General features: G+C 43.9%; 20 protein-coding genes. 12 read left to right on the forward strand and 8 right to left on the reverse strand.

The window, feature by feature from the left end:
- Nucleotides 1-261 precede the first annotated feature (261 nt).
- The 8 genes from B050_RS0104610 (at nucleotide 262) to B050_RS0104650 (ending at nucleotide 9,929) form a co-directional block, all read left to right on the forward strand.
- Nucleotides 262-1,317: a quinone-dependent dihydroorotate dehydrogenase gene (locus B050_RS0104610; RefSeq protein ID WP_018472720.1), complete on the forward strand. Its 1,056-nt coding sequence runs from the start codon at nucleotides 262-264 to the stop codon at nucleotides 1,315-1,317.
- Between the two features lie 108 nt (nucleotides 1,318-1,425).
- Nucleotides 1,426-3,930, forward strand: a complete 2,505-nt coding sequence (locus B050_RS0104615; protein WP_018472721.1) for an FtsK/SpoIIIE family DNA translocase — start codon at nucleotides 1,426-1,428, stop codon at nucleotides 3,928-3,930.
- A 34-nt stretch (nucleotides 3,931-3,964) separates the two neighbouring features.
- Nucleotides 3,965-4,618, forward strand: coding sequence for a LolA family protein (locus B050_RS0104620; RefSeq protein WP_018472722.1), 654 nt, complete (start codon nucleotides 3,965-3,967; stop codon nucleotides 4,616-4,618).
- 275 nt (nucleotides 4,619-4,893) lie between these two features.
- Nucleotides 4,894-5,712 carry an orotidine-5'-phosphate decarboxylase gene (gene pyrF / locus B050_RS0104630; RefSeq protein ID WP_018472724.1) on the forward strand — a complete coding sequence of 273 codons (819 nt, stop codon included), beginning with the start codon at nucleotides 4,894-4,896 and terminating at the stop codon, nucleotides 5,710-5,712.
- A gap of 327 nt (nucleotides 5,713-6,039) precedes the next feature.
- The gene (locus B050_RS0104635; protein WP_018472725.1) at nucleotides 6,040-7,335 is read left to right on the forward strand and encodes a DUF2851 family protein; all 1,296 of its coding nucleotides are present in this window, start codon (nucleotides 6,040-6,042) and stop codon (nucleotides 7,333-7,335) included.
- 55 nt (nucleotides 7,336-7,390) lie between these two features.
- Entirely contained in the window at nucleotides 7,391-8,029 is a 639-nt protein-coding gene (locus B050_RS0104640; RefSeq protein WP_018472726.1) for an acetyltransferase, read from the forward strand.
- 60 nt (nucleotides 8,030-8,089) lie between these two features.
- Nucleotides 8,090-9,073: an oxygen-dependent tRNA uridine(34) hydroxylase TrhO gene (gene trhO, locus B050_RS0104645; protein ID WP_018472727.1), complete on the forward strand. Its 984-nt coding sequence runs from the start codon at nucleotides 8,090-8,092 to the stop codon at nucleotides 9,071-9,073.
- Nucleotides 9,066-9,929 carry a nucleoside phosphorylase gene (locus tag B050_RS0104650; RefSeq protein WP_018472728.1) on the forward strand — a complete coding sequence of 288 codons (864 nt, stop codon included), beginning with the start codon at nucleotides 9,066-9,068 and terminating at the stop codon, nucleotides 9,927-9,929. The genes trhO and B050_RS0104650 overlap by 8 nt, the downstream gene beginning before the upstream one ends.
- Before the next feature lie 197 nt (nucleotides 9,930-10,126).
- On the opposite strand, the gene B050_RS0104660 is transcribed toward B050_RS0104650, so the two are convergent.
- From B050_RS0104660 to ubiE, 5 genes are all read right to left on the reverse strand, one after another.
- Nucleotides 10,127-11,158 carry a flavin-containing monooxygenase gene (locus B050_RS0104660; protein ID WP_018472729.1) on the reverse strand — a complete coding sequence of 344 codons (1,032 nt, stop codon included), beginning with the start codon at nucleotides 11,156-11,158 and terminating at the stop codon, nucleotides 10,127-10,129.
- Between the two features lie 2 nt (nucleotides 11,159-11,160).
- Nucleotides 11,161-13,065, reverse strand: coding sequence for an ABC-F family ATP-binding cassette domain-containing protein (locus B050_RS0104665; RefSeq protein WP_018472730.1), 1,905 nt, complete (start codon nucleotides 13,063-13,065; stop codon nucleotides 11,161-11,163).
- A gap of 148 nt (nucleotides 13,066-13,213) precedes the next feature.
- Entirely contained in the window at nucleotides 13,214-13,528 is a 315-nt protein-coding gene (locus B050_RS0104670; protein WP_018472731.1) for a hypothetical protein, read from the reverse strand.
- A gap of 89 nt (nucleotides 13,529-13,617) precedes the next feature.
- Nucleotides 13,618-14,406 carry a type IX secretion/gliding motility protein PorT/SprT gene (gene porT, locus B050_RS0104675; protein ID WP_018472732.1) on the reverse strand — a complete coding sequence of 263 codons (789 nt, stop codon included), beginning with the start codon at nucleotides 14,404-14,406 and terminating at the stop codon, nucleotides 13,618-13,620.
- The gene (gene ubiE / locus B050_RS0104680) at nucleotides 14,355-15,077 is read right to left on the reverse strand and encodes a bifunctional demethylmenaquinone methyltransferase/2-methoxy-6-polyprenyl-1,4-benzoquinol methylase UbiE (RefSeq protein ID WP_018472733.1); all 723 of its coding nucleotides are present in this window, start codon (nucleotides 15,075-15,077) and stop codon (nucleotides 14,355-14,357) included. The genes porT and ubiE overlap by 52 nt, the downstream gene beginning before the upstream one ends.
- A gap of 125 nt (nucleotides 15,078-15,202) precedes the next feature.
- Between ubiE and yihA the strand changes: the two genes are divergently transcribed.
- The 3 genes from yihA (at nucleotide 15,203) to B050_RS0104695 (ending at nucleotide 16,678) form a co-directional block, all read left to right on the forward strand.
- A complete protein-coding gene (yihA, locus tag B050_RS0104685; protein ID WP_018472734.1) occupies nucleotides 15,203-15,808 on the forward strand; it encodes a ribosome biogenesis GTP-binding protein YihA/YsxC in 606 nt (201 codons plus the stop codon).
- Between the two features lie 60 nt (nucleotides 15,809-15,868).
- Nucleotides 15,869-16,297, forward strand: a complete 429-nt coding sequence (locus tag B050_RS0104690; protein WP_018472735.1) for a DUF5606 family protein — start codon at nucleotides 15,869-15,871, stop codon at nucleotides 16,295-16,297.
- Between the two features lie 81 nt (nucleotides 16,298-16,378).
- Nucleotides 16,379-16,678 carry a hypothetical protein gene (locus tag B050_RS0104695; RefSeq protein WP_026235634.1) on the forward strand — a complete coding sequence of 100 codons (300 nt, stop codon included), beginning with the start codon at nucleotides 16,379-16,381 and terminating at the stop codon, nucleotides 16,676-16,678.
- 219 nt (nucleotides 16,679-16,897) lie between these two features.
- On the opposite strand, the gene fbp is transcribed toward B050_RS0104695, so the two are convergent.
- Nucleotides 16,898-17,926 (reverse strand): class 1 fructose-bisphosphatase, encoded by a 1,029-nt coding sequence (fbp, locus tag B050_RS0104700; protein WP_018472737.1) that lies wholly within the window; start codon nucleotides 17,924-17,926, stop codon nucleotides 16,898-16,900.
- 58 nt (nucleotides 17,927-17,984) lie between these two features.
- Between fbp and B050_RS0104705 the strand changes: the two genes are divergently transcribed.
- Nucleotides 17,985-19,256, forward strand: a complete 1,272-nt coding sequence (locus B050_RS0104705; protein WP_018472738.1) for an aspartate kinase — start codon at nucleotides 17,985-17,987, stop codon at nucleotides 19,254-19,256.
- A 195-nt stretch (nucleotides 19,257-19,451) separates the two neighbouring features.
- On the opposite strand, the gene B050_RS0104710 is transcribed toward B050_RS0104705, so the two are convergent.
- A complete protein-coding gene (locus tag B050_RS0104710) occupies nucleotides 19,452-20,324 on the reverse strand; it encodes a fructosamine kinase family protein (protein ID WP_018472739.1) in 873 nt (290 codons plus the stop codon).
- Nucleotides 20,317-20,802, reverse strand: coding sequence for a low molecular weight protein-tyrosine-phosphatase (locus tag B050_RS0104715; protein ID WP_018472740.1), 486 nt, complete (start codon nucleotides 20,800-20,802; stop codon nucleotides 20,317-20,319). The genes B050_RS0104710 and B050_RS0104715 overlap by 8 nt, the downstream gene beginning before the upstream one ends.
- Nucleotide 20,803 lies beyond the last annotated feature (1 nt).

Raw genomic sequence — 20,803 nt, forward strand, 5'->3', positions numbered from 1 at the left:
TAAATTGTGTCAGCTATATAATACGAAACTATAAAAGTAACGATTCCTTATTTATACAGCGCTCAAATTGTTCTCCTATTCATTGCCAAATATCTATATTATGTTTGCAGAACACTTTATATTCTAAAAGTGAAGATAAGTTCTTGGCAGAAAGGGCTTGCTTAGCGGCATTCATAAATAATTCGTGAACTGTCGGGGAAATAAGGTGTAGCTTTCGTCTAATTCAATTAATTTAGCGGTCAAACTAATCTAGAATATCAAGTGTACAAGTCCCTCCTAAAGCCATATTTGTTCAAGAAAAGTGCTGAAGAAGCCCATCATTTCACATTTTCCCTGACTAAGACCACGTTTAATTTGCCTCTGGTAAAGTCTGTGATCAAGGGGATGTATGGATTTCAGGACCCTTCATTGGAGCGGGAAGTGTTTGGGTTGAAGTTTCCAAATCCCGTTGGATTGGCGGCAGGCTTTGATAAGGACGCGAGGTTGATTGACGAGATGGCGATGTTAGGGTTTGGTTTTATAGAGATTGGGACGCTGACACCTAAGCCTCAGGAGGGAAATCCCCAGCCTAGATTATTCAGGCTTCCGGAAGATGAGTCTTTAGTAAATAGGATGGGATTTAATAATGGTGGAGTAGAGGAAGCCGTCCAGCGGTTGAGGAAATTAAAATCGCATGTGCTGATAGGAGGGAATATTGGCAAAAATAAAGTCACCCCAAATGAGCAGGCTGTCGAAGATTACCTGTATTGTCTGGATGCATTGCACCCTTATGTAGATTATTTTGTGGTCAATGTAAGTTCTCCAAACACTCCAAACCTTAGGGATTTGCAAGAAAAGGAGCCACTCAAAAAGCTATTGCTTGCGATCGTGGAGCGGAATAAAACCAAGCCGCATCCTAAACCAATAGTATTGAAAATCGCCCCAGACCTTACCGACGGGCAGCTCGATGATATTATAGCTATTGTCCAGGAAACCAAAATAGCGGGGGTGATAGCCACCAATACCACCATAGATCGCTCTAAGCTCAGCACGCCAGCCGAGGAAGTGGAGAAGATCGGCGCTGGAGGACTGTCAGGCAGAGTGCTCAGCAGCCGCAGCACCGAGGTGATCAGGTATTTATCAGAGAAATCGGGTAGATCTTTCCCTATTATTGGAGTAGGAGGGATATTCACCGCCCAAGACGCCATTGACAAACTGGAGGCTGGAGCCTCATTGGTGCAAGTATATTCTGGGATGATCTATGAAGGGCCGGGAATAGTAAAGAATATCAAAAAGGGATTGGTAAAATACTTCCAATCCAAAAAAGCCACTTCATGATCTCTTAGCGGGGGATTTTGGAGGATAGGCCAGGAACACCATTGTGGCTGGAGGAGTCATCCTCAGCCGATATTATATATATTGACATCAGGGACATATTAAAGCATTATGGCTTCTAATACTTATAAGACGAATTCATTTAGACCTAAAGATTCTAAGGAGAAGGCTAAAAAGAAAAAAACTTCCTTTAATTTTTCATTTGCAGCGCTCAAAGACAAAAAGATTGGATTGTCCTTGGGCATTTTGCTGATGATGATTGGTTTGTTTTTGTTTTTTGCATTCCTTGGATATTTATTTTCGGGTCCGGCAGACCAAAGTGTGATCTCTGCGGATCCAGATGTTCCACTGCGTCAGAATGCTGCTGAGGCGAGAAACTGGCTGGGATTTGCTGGAGCCTATGTATCTTATTTCCTGATTTTCCGTTGGTTTGGAATTGCAGCTTTTTTGATCCCCCCATTTTTATTTATTATGGGATTCCGTTGGGCATTTAAGAAGACACTAGTCCCGCTGGTACAATATTCTGCCTTTGGGGTTTTCTTTATCTTTTGGTTGGGCTTGCTGCTTGGTTATATAGTGCATATCGTGGATGGCCTCCGCTATCTGCAATTTCTCTCAGGAGGATTTGGCTACGAGCTAGCGGTATTGAGTGATGATTTTCTGGGTTGGGGTACTTTTATTTTGATCTTGGGTTCATTCCTGATATTTGTAGTTTTCTTCTTTAATATCACACAGATCGACTGGCTTAAGAGCGAAAATGTGGTGGAGGGACCTGAGGATCTACTCGACGAGGAGGAGCCAGTCATTAGCAGCAAGATAAAATCCACCGTGGGTTCCCGGACTAAGCCCGAGCCCGTAGTCAAGGACCTGGAAGAAGAGCCGGGGCTTTTTGATGAGGAGGAAGATGAGCAAGAGGATGATGATGAGGGCCAAAGCTGGACCATCAAAGATAAGGAGCCAGAAAAGAAAAAGGCTTCCAAGGAGCCTACCTTTAATATAGAGGATATTCCGCTGCCCGAGGAGCCAGCAGAGCAGCCTGAGGCGCAAAAGAAATTTACCGTCGCGGCGGCCGCTGGAGAGGAAAAGGAAGTGAGCGAAGTTCAGAATCTCGACCCTTATGATCCTACCTTGGATCTGGCCAGCTATCAATATCCAAGTATCGACTTGCTAAATGAATATGATCAGCAGAAGGTTACCGTGTCTCGACAGGAGTTGGAGGAGAATAAAAATAAGATTGTAGAGACCTTAGTCAATTTCAAAATAGGGATTCAGGAAATTAAAGCCACGATCGGGCCGACAGTCACGCTATATGAAATTGTGCCTGATCCAGGGGTGAAAATCTCCAAGATCAAGAACCTTGAGGATGATATTGCCCTTAGCTTGGCGGCATTGGGGATACGGATTATCGCTCCTATTCCGGGTAAAGGCACCATCGGTATAGAAGTGCCAAATAAAAACCGTGAGCTCGTGGCTGCACGATCTGTGCTGGGTACAGAGAAATTCATGAAAAGCGATAAGGATTTGCCTGTGGCTCTGGGCAAGACTATCTCTAACGAGGTGTTTGTATTTGACTTGGCCAAGATGCCTCACTTACTGATGGCAGGAGCCACCGGCCAAGGGAAGTCGGTGGGACTGAATGTCATCCTAGCCTCTTTGGTTTATAAAAAACACCCTTCCCAGTTGAAGTTTGTATTGGTGGATCCAAAGAAGGTGGAATTGACCTTGTTTAATAAGATCGAAAGACATTTTCTTGCCAAGCTTCCCAATGCTGAGGATGCTATCATTACGGATACTAAGAAGGTTATTTATACGCTAAACTCCCTTTGTATCGAGATGGACAATAGGTATGATCTTTTAAAAGATGCTGGCTGTAGAAATCTTAAGGAGTACAATGCCAAGTTTGTTGCACGGAAATTGAATCCGGAAAAGGGCCATAAGTTCATGCCATATATTGTATTGGTGATAGATGAATTGGCAGATCTGATGATGACGGCTGGCAAGGAGATTGAGGCGCCTATTGCAAGGCTGGCGCAGCTGGCTCGGGCGATCGGGATTCACCTGGTGGTAGCCACCCAGCGTCCTTCCGTGAATGTAATTACGGGTATTATCAAAGCCAATTTCCCTGCAAGGTTGTCCTTTAGGGTTACTTCCAAGGTGGATAGCCGTACGATTCTGGATGCAGGAGGTGCTGAGCAGCTGATTGGGATGGGGGATATGCTCCTTTCTCAGGGCTCTGAGGTGATCCGTATTCAGTGTGCCTTCCTGGATACTCCGGAGGTGGAGCGGGTATGTGAATGGATCGGCGAGCAGCGAGGTTATAGTGATGCGTATTTATTGCCTGAATTTGAAGGCGAGGATGGAGATAGTGGCGTGGGCGAGATAGATCTTTCGGATCGTGACCCGTTATTTGAGGATGCGGCAAGATTGATCGTGATGCACCAGCAGGGAAGTACTTCCCTTATTCAGCGTAAACTAAAGCTGGGTTATAACCGTGCAGGGAGAATTATCGATCAGCTGGAAGCCGCCGGAGTCGTAGGATCTTTTGAAGGAAGTAAAGCGAGGGAAGTATTGATACACGATGAAGTAAGTTTGGAACAGTTATTGAATAGCCTATAGCGAGGCTCAAAAAGCTGCTAAACAATTAATTGCCATGTTAAGAAAAATCATTTTATTAAGTATATTATTCCTTGGAGGGCTGTCAGTAAGTATGGCCCAAAAGGAACAAAGTGCCAAAGTTTTACTCGACCAGGTTAGTGAACGATATAGGTCACTGGACGGCCTACAAGCCAGTTTTGAATACCATTATTATAATGACTTGGATGGCGCTAGCCAGAGTAGTCAGGGTGAGGTGGCCGTGAGAGGTGAGCAATATAAGCTCGTTCTTCCTGATCAGGAAATCTATAATAATGGAAAGACCGTATGGACTTATATCAAATCTGGAGACTTCAAAGAAGTAACCGTGAACACCGTTAGTAGAGGAGAAGATGAACTTACCCCTTCTAGTATTTATAATCTTTATAAAAAAGGCTATAATTACAAAATTCTTGGCGAATCCACCAAAAATGGAAAAGCCGTGCAAGAGGTGCTATTAACTGCTGAAAAGGCCCAAGCTCAATTTCAGAAAATTAAACTTTTCATCGATAAATCAACCAAGGATTTGACCGCATGGGAAGTGTCTGACTCCGACGGTGGAGTATTCAAATACCAGTTTAAGAAATTGGATACTGATGTGGAATTAAGCTCCTCCTTCTTTACCTTCGACCCAAAAAGATATCCAGGGGTGGAGGTGATCGATTTGAGATGAAGATAGATCCATTTATATATTCCCCTCTTATAGCAGGGACCAAAACAGCAGGAGACTGCTGTTTTTTTTATGCTTTTCCCGAAAAAGGTAATGGTCGAAAAGACTTCTAAGATGCGTGCTACTGCTTTTGGAGCCTAGCGATTAAAGCAGCAGGACTATTTTGTTGGATCTATTCCCTGGGAGTAAATGAATTATTTGTACCCAATGAGGTATTTCTATTCCCGAAGTCGGGATTATCTAGCTTGTTTTTTTAATTTTGTCAAAATATTTCACCTATGGATAAGCAAACTCTTTACAATAATATAAAACAGAAGTCCTCCTTTTTATGTGTGGGTTTAGACACTGACCTGGAAAAAATCCCTTCTCACTTGCTTAAGGAAAAAGACCCCATATTTGCCTTCAATAAGCAGATTATAGATAATACGGCGGATTATGCGGTAGCGTATAAGCCAAATATCGCTTTTTATGAGGCCTTAGGACCTTCTGGATGGGAGAGCTTGCAGAAAACCTTGGACTATATCCCCAAAGATATTTTTACCATCGCCGATGCCAAACGTGGGGACATTGGGAATACTTCAAAATTATACGCTAAAGCTTTTTTTGAGGTGATGAATTTTGATTCGATTACTGTGGCGCCATATATGGGAGAGGACAGCGTAAGTCCTTTTCTGGAATTTGAGGACAAATGGGTGATCCTTTTAGCCTTGACTTCCAATGCAGGCAGTCATGATTTTCAAGTATTGAATAGCGAGCAGAACAAGCCTTTATTTGCACATGTGCTAGAGAAAAGTCAGCAATGGGGCACAGACCAAAACATGATGTATGTAGTGGGAGCCACGAGAGGAGAGAAAATCGCCGAGGTGAGAAAATATGCGCCAGATCATTTCTTTCTGGTCCCAGGGGTAGGTGCCCAGGGAGGAAGCTTGGAGGAAGTCGCAAAATACGGCATGAATAGTACGTGTGGGCTTCTGGTGAACTCCTCACGGGGGATTCTATATGCTTCCTCAGGGGATGATTTTGGAAATGCTGCCTCTAAGGAAGCACAGAAATTGCAGCAGGAAATGGCGAGTCTTTTGGAGCAATACTGCTCCTAAATAGCTGGCATATTGGAGCAGTAGGTTATTGAGGATATCGCTTCATCCGGCTTTTCAGGTAAATCTTACGAGCATTATATTCGGCAATTTAAAATTATGCCTTGTGGCTCTTCCTTTCATTTTTAGGGTGAGGAAAATTCCATGAAGGAGAAAACTTTTTGTGTAGCTATAGATAGGAGGATTTTCCTAGGTATAATTGACCAAAATACTATGGTTTGATCACTAAAGTATTGACTATTTGATACTTGTGTTTTTGATTTCTGAATATTGGATTAAATTATGTCCATAACTTCATCAGGAGGTTATGAGCGACATAAATGTAAACCTATGGATTTCAATGAAGATTTTGTGCAGGCGGTTTGGAAGTACCAGTACTTTGAGAAGCGGGATTTGGAAACTACCCATGGGCAGTCGCTCATCATCCAAAAGATCGGCTTTCAAAATAACCATGAGGGTCCGGATTTTTTAGAATCGCAGGTGGTTTTAGACAAGGTGGAGTTTTTTGGAAATATTGAAGTTCATGTGAAAGCTTCAGATTGGCAAATGCACCGTCATCAGGAGGATAGTAAATATGATTCGGTGATTTTGCATGTGGTATGGGAGGATGATATGGAGGTCTTTAGGAATGACGGAAGTAGGATTCCCACACTTGAGCTGAAGGGCAAGGTTTTATTGGATGTTATCCGGAATTATAGGCGCTTGGCCAGAAGTCGTAAGAAGCTGCTTTGCGGGGATTTTTTGCCTGAGGTGCAGAGCATTATCAAATTTTCCATGTTAGAAAAAGCCTTGGTGGAGCGTCTTCACGAAAAGTCCACCTTGATTCGAAATCAAATTCAGGATACCGCCGGAGATTGGGAGGAGGTAGCTTATCGCTGGTTATTTTATTGTTTTGGATTTAAGGTCAATAGTGATGCTATGCTGAAATTGGCTCAAACTTTACCCTATAAGATTCTCAAGAAGCATGGAAATCAACCCTTAGTTCAGGAGGCCTTATTGCTGGGGCAGGCGGGTTTCTGCTACCCTTCCGAGCCCGATGATTATACGGCTTTTGTGAGGAGGGAATATGAGTTTTATAAGAAGAAATACTCACTTCCAGAACCGCTTTATCCTTCAGAATGGAAGTTTATGAGGGTGCGGCCGACAAATTACCCTTCCATCCGTATCGCGCAGCTGGTGGCGGTTTTGAATCAGTCCTCCAATCTATTTTCCCTTTTGACCAGCTCGGTGAGCAAAATAGAAGACTTGATAAAGCTGTTTCAGGTGACTCCTCATCCTTACTGGCAGCACCACTATCAGCTGAGTAAAGAAAGTAAGCGGCAGCAGCCAAAGATGCTAAGTAATCAGATGATCCAATTGCTGGGAATCAATTTTGTGGTTCCCTTATGGTATGCTTATGGGGGCTATATCGATGATTCCTCCTGGAAGGAGCGATGCTTTGATTTCTTGCAGCAGATTCCCGCCGAGGCGAATAGGATCATTGAGATGTATCAGGTGGAGGACTGGTCGCCCGAAAATGCATGTGATACTCAAGGGATGATAGGCCTTCATCATAACTACTGCAATCCCAAAAAATGTCTAAACTGCAAAATCGGGCAAAACCTCCTGAGGCCAAGGAAGTCCTGATTTTTGGTTAGCTGTAGAATTTGCAGTAATTTTGCATGCTAAACAAAAAATAGTAATGGACAAACCCGTAATCATATTAGGAGCGAAGGGAATAGCACATCCTGCTTTGGAGATATTTAACAGCAACCAAGTAGTGACTTATGGTTTTTTGGATGAAGATACTGAGCTGCATGGCACAGAGATCAATGTGATCCCTGTCTTGGGAAATCCGGAAGATGATGGATTCTTAAAGCTAATAGGGAAAAAATGCGAGGCCTTCGTGGCGGTGGATGATAATCAATACCGACAGTTCCTTGTAAAACTGCTTAATGAGCGCAGGAAGGTTCAGCCTATTAATGCCATTCACAAAACGGCTTATATCTCCACTGATGCCGTCATAGGCCATGGCAACTTCATCAATGCCAGTGTTCAGATCGGTGCAGGCGCGGAAGTGGGGAGTCATTGTATTTTCCATTCTGCTGTGATCATAGATCATAAGGTGAAGGTAGGCGACTTTGTGCAAGTAGGAGCAGGCGCAGTGATCAATTCTAGCGTGACCATCGGCAAGGGAGCCTTCATCGGCTCGGGTGTGACGGTAGTTTCTGGAGTGACGATTGGCAAAAATGCCCGTATAGGAGCTGGCTCTGTCGTGATATCTGACGTGAAGGAAGACAGCACGGTATTTGGCAATCCTGCCACCCCCATCAAGAAATAATTTGTAAATTTTAGTTTAACTATAAAACCAAAACACCCTGTCGGAAACAGGGCACTTGTTATGGAAAATTTAGATTATAGCGTATTACTTTATTACTGCTATGCCGAGATCGAGGATCCCGATGCATACAGAGAAGAGCACCATTTATTTTGTATAGAAAACAATATTCGTGGTAGAATTATAATTTCGCCCGAAGGGCTAAATGGAACCGTGTCTGGCCTAAAAGAAGACTGTGAGAAGTATATGGCTTATGTCCAGTCGGATGCCCGATTTGCTAAGACAGAATTTAAGGTGGACTATTTTGATAAGCATGCCTTTACCAAAATTCATGTTCGTGTAAAGCCTGAAATTGTACACTCTAGCCTAAGGCATATAAACCCTACTATCCGTACGGGGAAGCATTTGGAGCCAGAGGAATTTAAGGCATTGAAAGATCAGGAGGATGTGGTCATCTTGGATGTGCGCTCCAATTATGAGCATGAACTCGGGCATTTCAAAAATGCGGTTCGCTTGGATATTGATAATTTCCGTGATTTTCCAGAGAAGGTAAAGGAGCTGGAGCACCTAAAAAACAAAAAGGTACTGACCTATTGTACAGGTGGGATCAAGTGCGAGAAAGCCTCTGCTTTTCTCCTCGACCAAGGATTTGAGGATGTGTACCAATTGCATGGCGGGATCATCAAATACGGTATAGAAGCTGGTGGAGAGGATTTTGAAGGGAAATGCTATGTGTTTGATAATCGCGTCGCTGTGGATGTCAATAAGGTGAATCCCAAGGTGGTGTCTAAATGCCATTGCTGCAAGACCCCTTCTGACCGAATGGTAAACTGCGCCAATCCCGAATGTAATATCCATGTGGCCATCTGTGAGGAGTGCGGCTGGAAATATGAGGGAGCGTGCTCCGAGGAGTGTAAAGGCCATCCGGAAAAGCGACCTTATGACGGTACGGGCTATTATCAGAAAAATACCAATGGTTACAATCCATATAAGGGCTTGTATCGCCAGCCTGATGCAAGAAAGATAAAATCGACAATCCATGAGTAATTTTATTCCTGAATCAGAGTTGATCATTAATCCGGATGGGAGTATATATCATCTGAATTTGAAGCCAGAATTTCTGGCTTCAACCATTCTTACGGTGGGCGACCCTGATCGAGTGGCTCAGATCTCTAAGCATTTTGATGAGATAGAATTTCAAGGTTCCAAGAGGGAATTTGTGACTCATACAGGAACCTATAAAGGTAAAAGACTGTCAGTGATGAGCACTGGGATGGGGACCGATAATATTGAGATATTCATGACCGAGCTGGACGCGCTGGTCAATATAGATCTGGAGACTCGGCAAATCAAGGCAGAGCATACCCCGCTAAATATCGTGCGAGTGGGCACTTCAGGAAGCATGCATAGGGATATCCCCGCGGGAGCGATGATCGCTTCTGACTATGCCGTAGGCTTGGATACGCTCATGCAGTACTATCGGGCTGACTACAGTCCCCAGGAGTTGGCGATCGGTCATGCCGTGCAGCAGGCTTTGGCTTTGCCTTTTAGGCCCTACTGTTTTGCTGGCTCAGCATCACTCCTTAAGCGCCTCCAAACGGGCAAGGTGATCAAAGGAAATACAGTAACTTGCCCAGGTTTTTTTGGCCCTCAAGGCCGGGAAGTCCGCTTGAAACCCGCAATTCCTAATATCATCGAATTACTTGCCTCCTTGGAGGTAGATGGAGTAAGGCTTACGAATTTTGAGATGGAGACTGCCGGTTATTATGCCATGGGCAAAATGCTTGGACATGAGGTGCTCAGCCTAAACGCTATCGTAGCCAATCGCATTACACAGGAATTTGTCCAAGACGCGGGCGCAGTAGTGGATGAGCTCATTCTTCATACGCTGGATACGATTTGATCTGGTAGTGATTTGCATTTTTATTTGCCAGGGCAAATAAATGATCGGCTCGAAGAGAATGCGTACTAAGCAGCTATTTATTCTTAACAGAAGATATTTCAAAATAAAGAAGGCCCTGATTTATGGGGCCTTCTTTATTATTTTTCTAAGTAATTTTTTACCCTCAAGGGTTAAAATAGTAATGCTATCGTCTGCTTTTAAGCTGGTGTATATTTTTTGAGACTCTCTTGGATGATGAATTCTGCATCTCTCTGACTGCCCCATATTAAATGGGAGCTCATGGATCTTTGGGAAGGAATGCCAAGAAAATAGAGACCATCCACCGCAGATATTCCATCTTGCTTTCGTAGCTCGGAGGCGTCTCCCTCAAATCCCTCAATATCTATAAACCTATAATCAGAAGTGAACCCGGTCGCAAATAATATAAAATCGAATTCCATCGAGGATTGATCTTCAAAGGTAATCCTATTTCCCCCGGCGGCTGTGACGGCTCCATGCTGTTGCGCTTTTTTCAGCTTAGCTTTAAGGTCATCGTAGAGGTAAATCGGATCAGTCTGGTGAAGCTGTTTTTCTTTGGGCGCTTTTTTTAGCTTATTAAGCTTGTCTCCCCACCATAGGACATTTTTCCCAAGGACATATAGAGGTTTCATGGTTAATTTATCCTTGATAGACCAATGAACGTCAAAGTAAGGGGTAAGCTCCGCAATGATCTGCGCGGCGGAATTTCCTGCCCCCACCACCAATACTCTGTTCCCTTTGATACTGACAGGGGTTCTGTAATTGCTGCTATGGATATAGGGGATGGATAGGTTTTTGGCCCATTCGGGAGCGGTTGGTTTATTGCAGCCATTAGCGATGATCACCTGTTTGGCATAGATATCCTCATAGCTCGTTTTTGCTATGAAGTACTCGCCCTCTTTTTGAAGCTTAGTGACCTCATTTTGGGATTGTACCTGAATGCCAAAATGATTGGCGTAGCGAGAGAAATAGTCCGCCATTTGGTCCTTGGTTGGTCGTACAGGTTCTGGAAGTGCCATAGGCAAGTCCGGCAGCTGGCTGTACTCCGCAGGAGTAAATAGCCTCAGAGAGGAATAGCGATTCCTCCAAGAGTCCCCTATATCTGGATGCTTATCCAGAATAATAAAGTCCTTTTCTGCCTTCTGCAAGTACCTTGCGGCACTAAGGCCACACTGTCCCGCTCCGATGATCAAATAGTCCGTTGTTTCCATATTTAATCCATAATTCCATCGAGCTCGCTTAATTCGAGCCATCTGAATTCCAGATTTTCAAGTGTATCATCTATCTCCTGGATGGCCTGAGACCAGCTCATAAGTTGTTCATGATCCTCTGTTCCCGCATTGATCTTCTCAATCAGCGCTTTCTTCTTTTCTTCGTTCTCCTTGATTTCTGCCTGGATAGCGACAAATTCCTGTTTTTGCTTATAGCTGGCCTTGGCGGTATTTTGCGCTTTAGGTTCCTCTGCTTTTGGGCTAGCCTCTTTTTTGGTGGTCTGGCTAGTCGCTAATGTTTTTTTACCTGCTTCTTCTTTTTCCCATTCTCTGAGATCGGTATAGTTGCCAGGGAAATCCTTGATTTTTCCTTCTTCCTGGAATACGAAAAGGTGATCCACCAATCGGTCCATAAAGTACCGGTCGTGAGATACGATAATCAGACAGCCAGGGAAGTTGTCCAGAAAATCCTCCACCGTATTTAAGGTGACGATATCAAGGTCATTGGTAGGCTCATCGAGGATCAGGAAGTTAGGAGTCTTGATCAAAACCATGAGCAATTGTAATCTCCTTCGTTCTCCACCGGAGAGCTTGGCGATAGGGGTATGTTGCTGTTTTGGTGGAAAGCCAAATTGATTCAGAAACTGCGAGGCAGTGATCACGCTACCATTGGCAAGGGTGACCACTTCGGCGATTTCCTTTACAATATCAATCAGTCTTTTTGCCTCGTCGAAGCTGTCTTCTTCTTGTTTATAATACCCAAAAGCGGTCGTTTGGCCTTTAGTAACCAATCCGCTATCTGGGGAAATTGCTCCGGTAAGCATATTCAGGAAGGTGGTTTTTCCCGCTCCATTGGGGCCTACAATCCCTATTTTATCTCCTTTTTTGAAGATATAGGAAAATTCGTCCAGGATAACCTTGGCGTCAAAGCGCTTGCTGAGTTTATCAAGTTCAAGAATCTTGCTGCCTAGACGACGAGAGGATACCTGAAGCTCCACTTCCCGCTCTTCGCGATGCTGGAAAGCTTTGCTTTTGGTTTCTTCAAAGGCGTCCACACGGTATTTGGCTTTGGTACCTCGTGCTTTTGGTTGTCTTCGGATCCAGTCCAGTTCTTTTTTATAGAGGCTTTTGGCCTTTTCCTGCTCGGTTGCTTCGATTTCTCTTCGCTCTGCCTTTTTGATCAGAAAGTAGCTATAGTTGCCTAGGTATCTATGGATGCTTCCAGCGTCCAATTCCAGAATTTCGTTGGTTACTTTCTCTAGGAAGTACCGGTCGTGAGTTACCATCAGCAGGGCTAGGTTGGCTTTGGACAGATAGTCTTCCAGCCACTCGATGGTGGCGAGGTCCAGGTGGTTGGTAGGCTCATCCAGAAGTAGGAGATCGGGCTTTTCCAGGATAGCCTTGGCTAATGCCACTCTCTTACGCTGACCACCAGATAGCTGCCCAATGGGGAGCTCTGTGTCATGAAGACCTAGTTTTCCCAGGACTTCTTTCACTTGGTACTCATAATCCCAGGCTTGGAGGGCGTCCATTTGCTCCATCAGGACATTGAGATCATCACTGTTATCCTTGCCGGTTTCAGCCACGAGCAATGCTTTTTGGTATTGGTCGATGACATTCAATACCTCACTGGTGGATTCAGAAAAAATGGTTTGGTATATGCTCAGCTGTCCATCGAACACGGGGTTTTGGTGGACATAGGCTACTTTAATGGTTTGATTGAAAACCACTTCGCCAGCATCAGCGACTTCCAGTCCCATAATGATCTTCATTAGGGTGGATTTTCCGGCACCATTGATACCTACAAGAGCGATTTTTTGCCCTTGATCAATGCCGAAAGAGATTTCTTGAAATAGTGATTTATCTCCAAATGACTTGGAAAGCTTATCTACGGAAAGGTAATTCATGACCAAAATTAATTAAAAAATAATTGTATAATACCACAAATGACCTGAAACAAATAAATGAATAGGTTATATATTGGATTTGATGGGATGAGTGGATTTTTAAGGGCCGATCAGAAAGGCGATGTTGTGGCCATTAATCGTAGAATTTTTAGTTGCGGAGAAGAGTTTTTACGGCATCTTTAAGCTCCTTAAGGGCAGCGAGAAAATGCTCTCTGGATTTTTCGAGCATAGGACTGATCGATTCTTTATGCTGCTGGTATTTTTCTTCAAATTCCCTCTTACGTCTTTTAAACTCACCCTCTAAGCCATCTTTTTCTCCTTTCAGCTCATCGATTTTCTTTTCTACTTCCACTTTTGCATCGCCGGTCATTTCGGCGCCCTTGGTGATCAGCTCTTCTATTTTGTTGCCGATTTCCTGAAGTAATTTTTCTACTTCGTCAAAAGATTTATTATTGGTGGCCATGCTGCTTAGGTTTAGTGTGGGATTGATTGTTTTTATGACCTAAAGCACTAAATGCTTCGGGAGTCAGGAAAAATTATCTTGAACTAAAATTACTGAAAATTAAGGTATAAGGTAATGTTTTTTCGACGAAGTTCTTCAATAGCACCTGCAAAGTTCGGATTGGAAGCTTCTTCCCGGTAGATATTTACCATACCATGGGAGAAGCGGAGCTCGGGAGAGAATTTGAAGAATTTAAAATAAAAATCAAAGCCCATTCCTAGCTCCAATGCGATATCGGTACTGTTTAGTACTAGTTCGTCACTATCCGCTTCATCCTGAGATTTTGTACGGAACATAGGATTGGCCCCGCCCACAAAAAACATCCGTGTATTGTCAAAGCGAATGGATTTATACTTGATGAGCAAAGGAAGCTCCACCATGGTGGTCTCTGTGATCAGGGACTTGGAATACGGTCCATTTACTAAATTCCCGATGTTTATCAATTCATTTTCTATAGGGAAATAGGTGAGATCAGTCCGGTATTCATAGAAGCCCACTTTAGGAGTGGCCAGGAGGGTTACTTGATCATGGAGGCGCATTTTGATCAGGAATCCCAAAGAAAACCCTGGTGAAAACACCGGCTGGATGCTTTGGATATGCGCATAAGTCGGGTTAGTGGGGTCCATGAAGGCATTGCTATACTTCAGCCTTAAGGTGGAGGTATGCGCTGCCAGGAAGAAGCCATAGCTGATAAACTGATTGTCATCACCAGAAAGGCTGATTGGCTTATACCTGTTTTGGGCTTCGGCTTGTGCCAAGAACACAAAACCAAAGCCAATCAGGAGAACTATTTTTCTCCAATATAAATTGAGCTGATGCCAAAGGTCAAAGGTTTGCATTTTGTGTTTTTAAACCCAACTTTATTTAATACCTCAAGAAAATCTTTTCCATCAGGGAATGCCTGAACCGATTCTGGCAGGTAAGTATAGGCGGATTGGTCTTTAGAAATTAACTTTCCGATCTGAGGTAAAATATACTTGAAATAAAAGTTGTATCCTTGTTTTAAGGGGAACTTTTTAGGCTTCGAAAATTCTACGATGACTGTTTTTCCGCCTGGCTTGAGTACTCGGTACATATCGGCCAGCCCTTTTTCTAGGTTTTCAAAGTTTCTTACACCAAAAGAAACGATGACAGCGTCGAAATTATTATCATCAAAAAGTAACTTTTCGGAGTCTCCCATCTGCAATTCGATAAGGTGATCCAGTTTTCTGTTCTTTATTTTCTTTTTGCCTTCATTAAGCATTCCTTCGGAGATATCCACGCCGATCACTTTCTGAGGCTTGAGGGCCAGGGCTTCGATGGCGAAGTCTCCGGTGCCGGTAGCAATATCCAATATGAACTTAGGCTGGTCCTTTTGGAGTAGTTTTATGGCTTTCTTTCGCCATATGATATCAATTCCCATGCTCAGCAGGTGGTTGAGCAGGTCATACCGCTTGCTGATATTGTTAAACATATTGGCTACTTGAGCCTTTTTGCCATCTTGATTGTCTTTGTAAGGAACTACTGCCATGGGAATTTATGCTGTTTGAGTGCGCAATATTACTAAGTAAACACGAGCAATGGAAAAATGTTAAAGATTAATTGATTTAAGGGTTTTGGCAGGAAACCATTACCTTTGTAAAAAACTGCCATACAATGATCAAGAACGCAACCTTTCTGACGAGTAATTCCGACTATAAAAAATGCCCGGAACCTAAAAAACCTGAATTTGCATTCATAGGCAGATCCAATGTGGGCAAAAGCTCGCTGATCAATATGCTGACTAATCATAAGAGTCTGGCAAAAATCTCAGGTAAACCAGGCAAGACTCACCTGATCAACCATTTTGAGGCTAACGGAATGTGGTGGATCGTCGATCTGCCAGGCTATGGCTATGCTCAGGTGAGTAAAAACCTTAAGGCTGATTGGGAGAAGATGATCCGTGGTTACCTCACCAGTCGCCCTAATCTTCTCGCTACCTTTGTCCTGATCGATTGCCGGCTGGAGCCCCAAAAGAAGGATCTTGAGTTTATCCTCTGGTGCGCACAGAACGAAGTACCAATTGTATTAGCCTTTACCAAAGCGGATAAATTATCCGTAAGCAAAGCCAAGGGGAATATAAATCAATTCCTGGCAGCCACGAGTAGTATATTTGAGGAGCCTCCTTTGTACTTTGTCACTTCCGCCTCCAATGGTGTGGGAAGAGAGGAACTTTCTGGTTTTATGGAAGATTTGAGTGAAGAATTTATCGCAGAAGGGTAAATTCCCTTGGGCATTAAATGTGAAAGTCTATATTTGCAAGCTGATTTTAAAAGAAGAATTATGGAATTTAAAGAAATAGCTACTGTAGCAGGAAAACCAGGCTTATACAAGGTGCTTAAGCCTAGTAGAAGCGGAGTCATCCTAGAATCAATGGATGCAAAAAAATCCAAATTGGTCGTAGGTGCTAATCACCGCGTGTCTATCCTCAGTGAAATATCTATTTATACCCTCACAGAGGAAGGCTCCACGCCACTTCAAGAGGTGATGATCACCATCGAAAAGGAATTTGAAGGGGATACAGGACTCGCCAAGGGTGCTGACAACGATGAGTATATGGCTTTCATGAAGCATATCCTTCCCGAGTTTGACGAGGCTAGAGTGTATCCTTCTGACATCAAAAAATTGATCTCTTGGTATCAGATTATCAGAGAATTTGCCCCTGAGGTTATTGCAGAAGGCGCTTCAGAAAGCGAAGAAAAAGAAGCTTAAGCAGGCTTTTTGATTATTCAATTTTAATAAAGCTGCTTTTTGGACCTTCTTATTGTGTCCAAAAAGCAGCTTTTTTTACTTATGGAAATAAACTATATCATCGAAAGTGCCCAGCTGCTACAAAAGGACTTTGAGCTGGCAGCGCCCTCCGAAGGGATGAGCCGTGAGGACCTGATCGCTGCGCTTACGCCGCTCGTGAGCCAGTTGCTCAATAGGGAATTTGAGAGGCTGCTTCAGATTTGCTATCGAATCGATCTTGGGGAGCATCGGTTAAAGAAAATCCTTCACGAATCCAATCCTGAAACCATGGCGGCTGAGCTGAGTGAAGCCTTGGTCGATAGGCAGATCTTGAAGGTGGAAATCAGACAGAAATACCAATAAATTAAGGTGAATAATTTTTCGGATAGGGACGCATCTTTTTTGCCGCAGGCGGAATAAAAAATCGGCATGCTGTGATGCTCTAGTAAGTCACTTACTAGAGAAATAGTGATTTTGCCCGGAAGGGATAAAAAAAAGCTTGGCAGTTTCAGTGAAGATTGAGATTAATTTTTACCCAAAATCACAAAAAACTACCAAGCTAACAAACCTATAATCTAATTTTTAATGCACTTTAGCCTCTCTGAGGGTCTGCTCTGCTGTTTTTACCATTTCGGTGGATCCAATATAAAGCGGAGTCCTTTGGTGCAGCGAATCAGGGATAATATCCAGGATTCTGTTCTCACCGTCAGAAGCGGATGCCCCAGCTTGCTCAGCGATGAAAGCCAGTGAATTGGCTTCATATAGCAGTCTAAGCTTACCTTTGGGAGCTTTGGTGGTGGATGGATAGATGTATATGCCACCCTTCAATAAGTTACGGTGAAAGTCAGCTACCAAGCTACCAATATATCTTGCGCTGAAGTTTTTGGCCTTACAGTCTGCAATATACTGCTTCAGGCCTTCGTCGATTTGAGAGTCCAGGCCTTCATTGATGCTGTAAATTTTCCCATCTAATGGGGCTTTCATTTTTGGATGGCTGAGGAAGAACTCTCCCAGGGAGTGCTCATACGTGAAGCCATTTACGCCTCTGCCGGTAGTATATACCAGCATGGTGGAGGATCCGTAGAGGACATATCCTGCAGCCACCTGCTTATTGCCGGGCTGCATGACGTCTTCCAGCTGTATAGGACTGCCCAATGGAGTGACCCGTCTGTAAATGGAGAAAATGGTACCTATAGAGATATTGACATCAATATTGGAGGATCCGTCTAAAGGATCCATGGCGACCACATATTTTCCACTGCTGTTTTGCAGATCTATGACTTCATCATCTTCCTCGGATACGATGGCACAGACTTCTCCTCCTTTGGTCAGGGCACGGCAGAAACGGATGTTGGCGACAACATCCAGGTTTTGCTGCTCTTCACCTTGGACATTGGTACTGCCATAGGCGCCGCTGATATTGGATAATCCTGCGCGATTGATCTCGCGATTTACGATTTTGGAGGCAAGTGCTATGTCTCGAAGAATCTGAGATAGCTCTCCTGAAGCAAATGGAAAATCGTCCTGTTTACTCTTGATAAATCGGTCAAGAGTAATGCCTACTGGCGAGCCCAAGGACGAATTATTAGGCTGGTATGGTTTTGTATTCATATCTTTGAAAAAGTACTTTTAGAAATATAACCCGTTGTAAAGTACTACATAAAAATTTATGAGAAAAGCAATTATCTATAAATTTGGAGGTGCCTCTGTAAAAAACGCTCAAGCAATCAAAAACCTCTCTATTATTCTTTTCAATCGATTGCAGGCGCCCATGGTTATCGTGGTTTCGGCCATCGGAAAAACCACCAATGCCCTTGAGGAAATAGTAGAAAAAAGATGGAAAAACGAGGATTATCATGAGCCACTTCTCACCCTTCGCCAAACCCATTTAGCAATATGCAGAGACCTGTTTCCACAGGAAGATTTAATTCATGGAGCCATTCATAATGTGTTTCTGAATTTGCAAAGAGAGCTGGAGCCAAGCATTGATAAGGACAATTATGACGAGATGTATGATCGGCTGATTGGATATGGAGAACTTCTTTCCTCAAAAATCATCCAGGCTTATTTATGTCATGAGAAATTATATTGCATCTGGCAAGATGCCAGGGAGCTCATCCTGACGGATCAGTCTTTTCGTGCGGCCCGCGTCCTGTGGGAGGATACCAACCTGGCGATTCAGCGTCAATTGCTGCCCAAGATGAAGCAGCTTCCCATCGTCACCCAAGGGTTTGTGGGGGCGAGTAAATCGGGTAAGCGAACCACCTTGGGTCGGGAGGGTTCTGATTTTTCGGCCGCTATATTTGCCTCTTGCCTGGACGCCAGAGAAGTGACCATCTGGAAGGATGTGCCCGGAGTGCTCAATGCCGACCCTAAACTCTTCCATGATGCGTTGTTATTCGATGAATTGGATTATAAAGAAGCCGCAGAGATGACCTATTATGGAGCCTCAGTGATTCATCCGCGTACCATCAAGCCTCTGGCCAATAAGGAAATTCCCCTGAGAGTAAGGTCATTTGTTGATCAGGACCTCAAGGGGACATTGATCCATCATATCGAAGGATTCCATAATCATACGCCCATATATACCGTCAAAAAGGGTCAGCTGCTGGTGACCTTGGAGGTGACTGACTTTACATTTATTAACCAGCAGCAGCTTTTGGAAGTCTATCAGTCTCTCCATCGCCTGGGCCTGCGCACCAATCTTCTGCAAACCAGTGCCATATCGATCTCCATCAGCATGGATGATGATAGGATCAAACGAGAGCGGTTTCTGGAGGAGATGAGCTTGCACTTTAAGATCAGGTATAATGAGGGGTTGCAGCTGGTCACCGTCAAGCATTATAGAGAAGAGGCAAAGGCACAGTTTGAGGCCTGGGGTGAGATCATCCTTGAGCAATGGACCCGGTCCACGATGCAGCTCGTGATTAAGGCGAAATAAACGGGTACATTTCACCTGTAAGAGCAGGAGGGAACTTAGATTGTGATCTTATTATGCTCCAATTGGGAAGTAGGTATTTGGGGAAATTGTATCCCATAAAGCAGAGGGTCTTGATCTAAAAGTGATTTAGGGGGCAGTTTTAAGATGATGTGTTCTGTGAAGATGAGTAGGGTGTTAGGGTCCGATTAGCGACTTTTACAGGTACTTATTTACCACTTTTTTGATGCCGGGAAGGTAGCTTAGCCCAAATAGATTGAGATGTACCAATAAGGGGTAAAGATTATGGATATCGGCTCTTTCTTCGAATCCCGGCTCTAGGGGGAATACATCATTATAAGCCTCGTAAAATTCAGTTCGGAAGCCACCAAAAAGCTTTGAGAAGGCCAGGTCCATTTCTCGATGTCCATAATATACGGCAGGGTCGATCAGGCAAGGGTGGCCTTTTTTATTGACGATGACGTTGCCAGACCATAGGTCTCCATGAAGAAGTGCTGGTTTTTCTTTAGGCATTAGCGCCTCCAGTTTGGGGTATATCGTTTGGAATTTCTTATAGAAAGCCTTGTTTACTAAGCCATCATAATAGGCTTTGCCAATCATGGGTTCGAGTCGCTCCTCGGTATAGAATTCTGACCAAGAGGGGTGAAAGTTGTTCTTTTGGGGCAATATGGCAATATAGTTATCCTCTTCCAGTCCAAACTGCGGGGCAGTAGCGATATGAAGCTCGGCGAGCCCTCGTCCGAGGTCAAACCAATAGTTTTCATTGGGGTAGCCCCCATGTATCCACTCGATGAGGATATAGTTTTGGTCGCCTATCCTTCCTGCTCCGATGGTCTTGGGGATCTGAAGAGGGGAGTGCTTATGCAAAAGGGTGAGGCCTTTGATTTCCTGCACGAAAACATCGGAGGAGGGGAGGTGATTTGATTTTAGAAAAAAAGAGCCTTTGTCGGTTTCCAGTAGTACGCTTTGGTTCATGGTGCCGCCGGAGATTAAGCGGACCGAATTGAGCAAGGTGGGGTCGGGTATGGCATCCAGCAATACTTCCTGATAGAAAGACTGTGGCTTATGCATATACCTGATGTTCTTTTTTAAGTTGGAGGATAAATTCTCTTATGGATTCATCTAGGATCTGATACACTTTCTCGAACCCATCTTCGCCGCCATAATAAGGGTCAGGCACCTCGTCGGAGTCTGCCTGAGGCTGAAATTTTCGCATCAGGAGGATTTGGCTATGGCTTAGGTTATAGCCTTCCATCAATTTGCGAATATTCTTTACGTTGGAGTGGTCCATGGCTATGATATAGTCAAAGTCCCTAATATCAGCATGGTTTAATTGGCGACCGCGATGGTTGATGGAGATGCTGTGTTTTTGGGCGGTGGTAATACTTCTTTCGTCGGGAAGCTCACCGATATGGTAATCAGAGGTGCCACAGCTATCACTGGAGAACTTATTATTAAGTCCCTCTTGGGTGATTTGGTGGTTGAATATGGCTTCCGCCAGAGGTGATCGGCAAATATTGCCCAAGCAAACGAATAATACTTTAATCATC

It is taken from the genome of Echinicola pacifica DSM 19836 (genome assembly GCF_000373245.1).
GTDB lineage: Bacteria > Bacteroidota > Bacteroidia > Cytophagales > Cyclobacteriaceae > Echinicola > Echinicola pacifica.

Bases quoted from the DNA above. Each gene is read 5' to 3' on its own strand.
- ubiE (WP_018472733.1), bottom strand. From the start codon at position 15,077: ATGGCAGTAGTTCCTTACAAAGACAATCAAGATGGCAAAAAGGCTCAA.
- pyrF (WP_018472724.1), top strand. From the start codon at position 4,894: ATGGATAAGCAAACTCTTTACAATAATATAAAACAGAAGTCCTCCTTT.
- B050_RS0104670 (WP_018472731.1), bottom strand. From the start codon at position 13,528: ATGGCCACCAATAATAAATCTTTTGACGAAGTAGAAAAATTACTTCAG.
- fbp (WP_018472737.1), bottom strand. From the start codon at position 17,926: ATGAATACAAAACCATACCAGCCTAATAATTCGTCCTTGGGCTCGCCA.
- B050_RS0104650 (WP_018472728.1), top strand. From the start codon at position 9,066: ATGAGTAATTTTATTCCTGAATCAGAGTTGATCATTAATCCGGATGGG.
- B050_RS0104705 (WP_018472738.1), top strand. From the start codon at position 17,985: ATGAGAAAAGCAATTATCTATAAATTTGGAGGTGCCTCTGTAAAAAAC.
- yihA (WP_018472734.1), top strand. From the start codon at position 15,203: ATGATCAAGAACGCAACCTTTCTGACGAGTAATTCCGACTATAAAAAA.
- B050_RS0104620 (WP_018472722.1), top strand. From the start codon at position 3,965: ATGTTAAGAAAAATCATTTTATTAAGTATATTATTCCTTGGAGGGCTG.
- B050_RS0104615 (WP_018472721.1), top strand. From the start codon at position 1,426: ATGGCTTCTAATACTTATAAGACGAATTCATTTAGACCTAAAGATTCT.
- B050_RS0104690 (WP_018472735.1), top strand. From the start codon at position 15,869: ATGGAATTTAAAGAAATAGCTACTGTAGCAGGAAAACCAGGCTTATAC.
- B050_RS0104695 (WP_026235634.1), top strand. From the start codon at position 16,379: ATGGAAATAAACTATATCATCGAAAGTGCCCAGCTGCTACAAAAGGAC.
- B050_RS0104635 (WP_018472725.1), top strand. From the start codon at position 6,040: ATGGATTTCAATGAAGATTTTGTGCAGGCGGTTTGGAAGTACCAGTAC.
- B050_RS0104710 (WP_018472739.1), bottom strand. From the start codon at position 20,324: ATGCATAAGCCACAGTCTTTCTATCAGGAAGTATTGCTGGATGCCATA.
- trhO (WP_018472727.1), top strand. From the start codon at position 8,090: ATGGAAAATTTAGATTATAGCGTATTACTTTATTACTGCTATGCCGAG.
- porT (WP_018472732.1), bottom strand. From the start codon at position 14,406: ATGCAAACCTTTGACCTTTGGCATCAGCTCAATTTATATTGGAGAAAA.
- B050_RS0104660 (WP_018472729.1), bottom strand. From the start codon at position 11,158: ATGGAAACAACGGACTATTTGATCATCGGAGCGGGACAGTGTGGCCTT.
- B050_RS0104665 (WP_018472730.1), bottom strand. From the start codon at position 13,065: ATGAATTACCTTTCCGTAGATAAGCTTTCCAAGTCATTTGGAGATAAA.
- B050_RS0104715 (WP_018472740.1), bottom strand. From the start codon at position 20,802: ATGATTAAAGTATTATTCGTTTGCTTGGGCAATATTTGCCGATCACCT.
- B050_RS0104640 (WP_018472726.1), top strand. From the start codon at position 7,391: ATGGACAAACCCGTAATCATATTAGGAGCGAAGGGAATAGCACATCCT.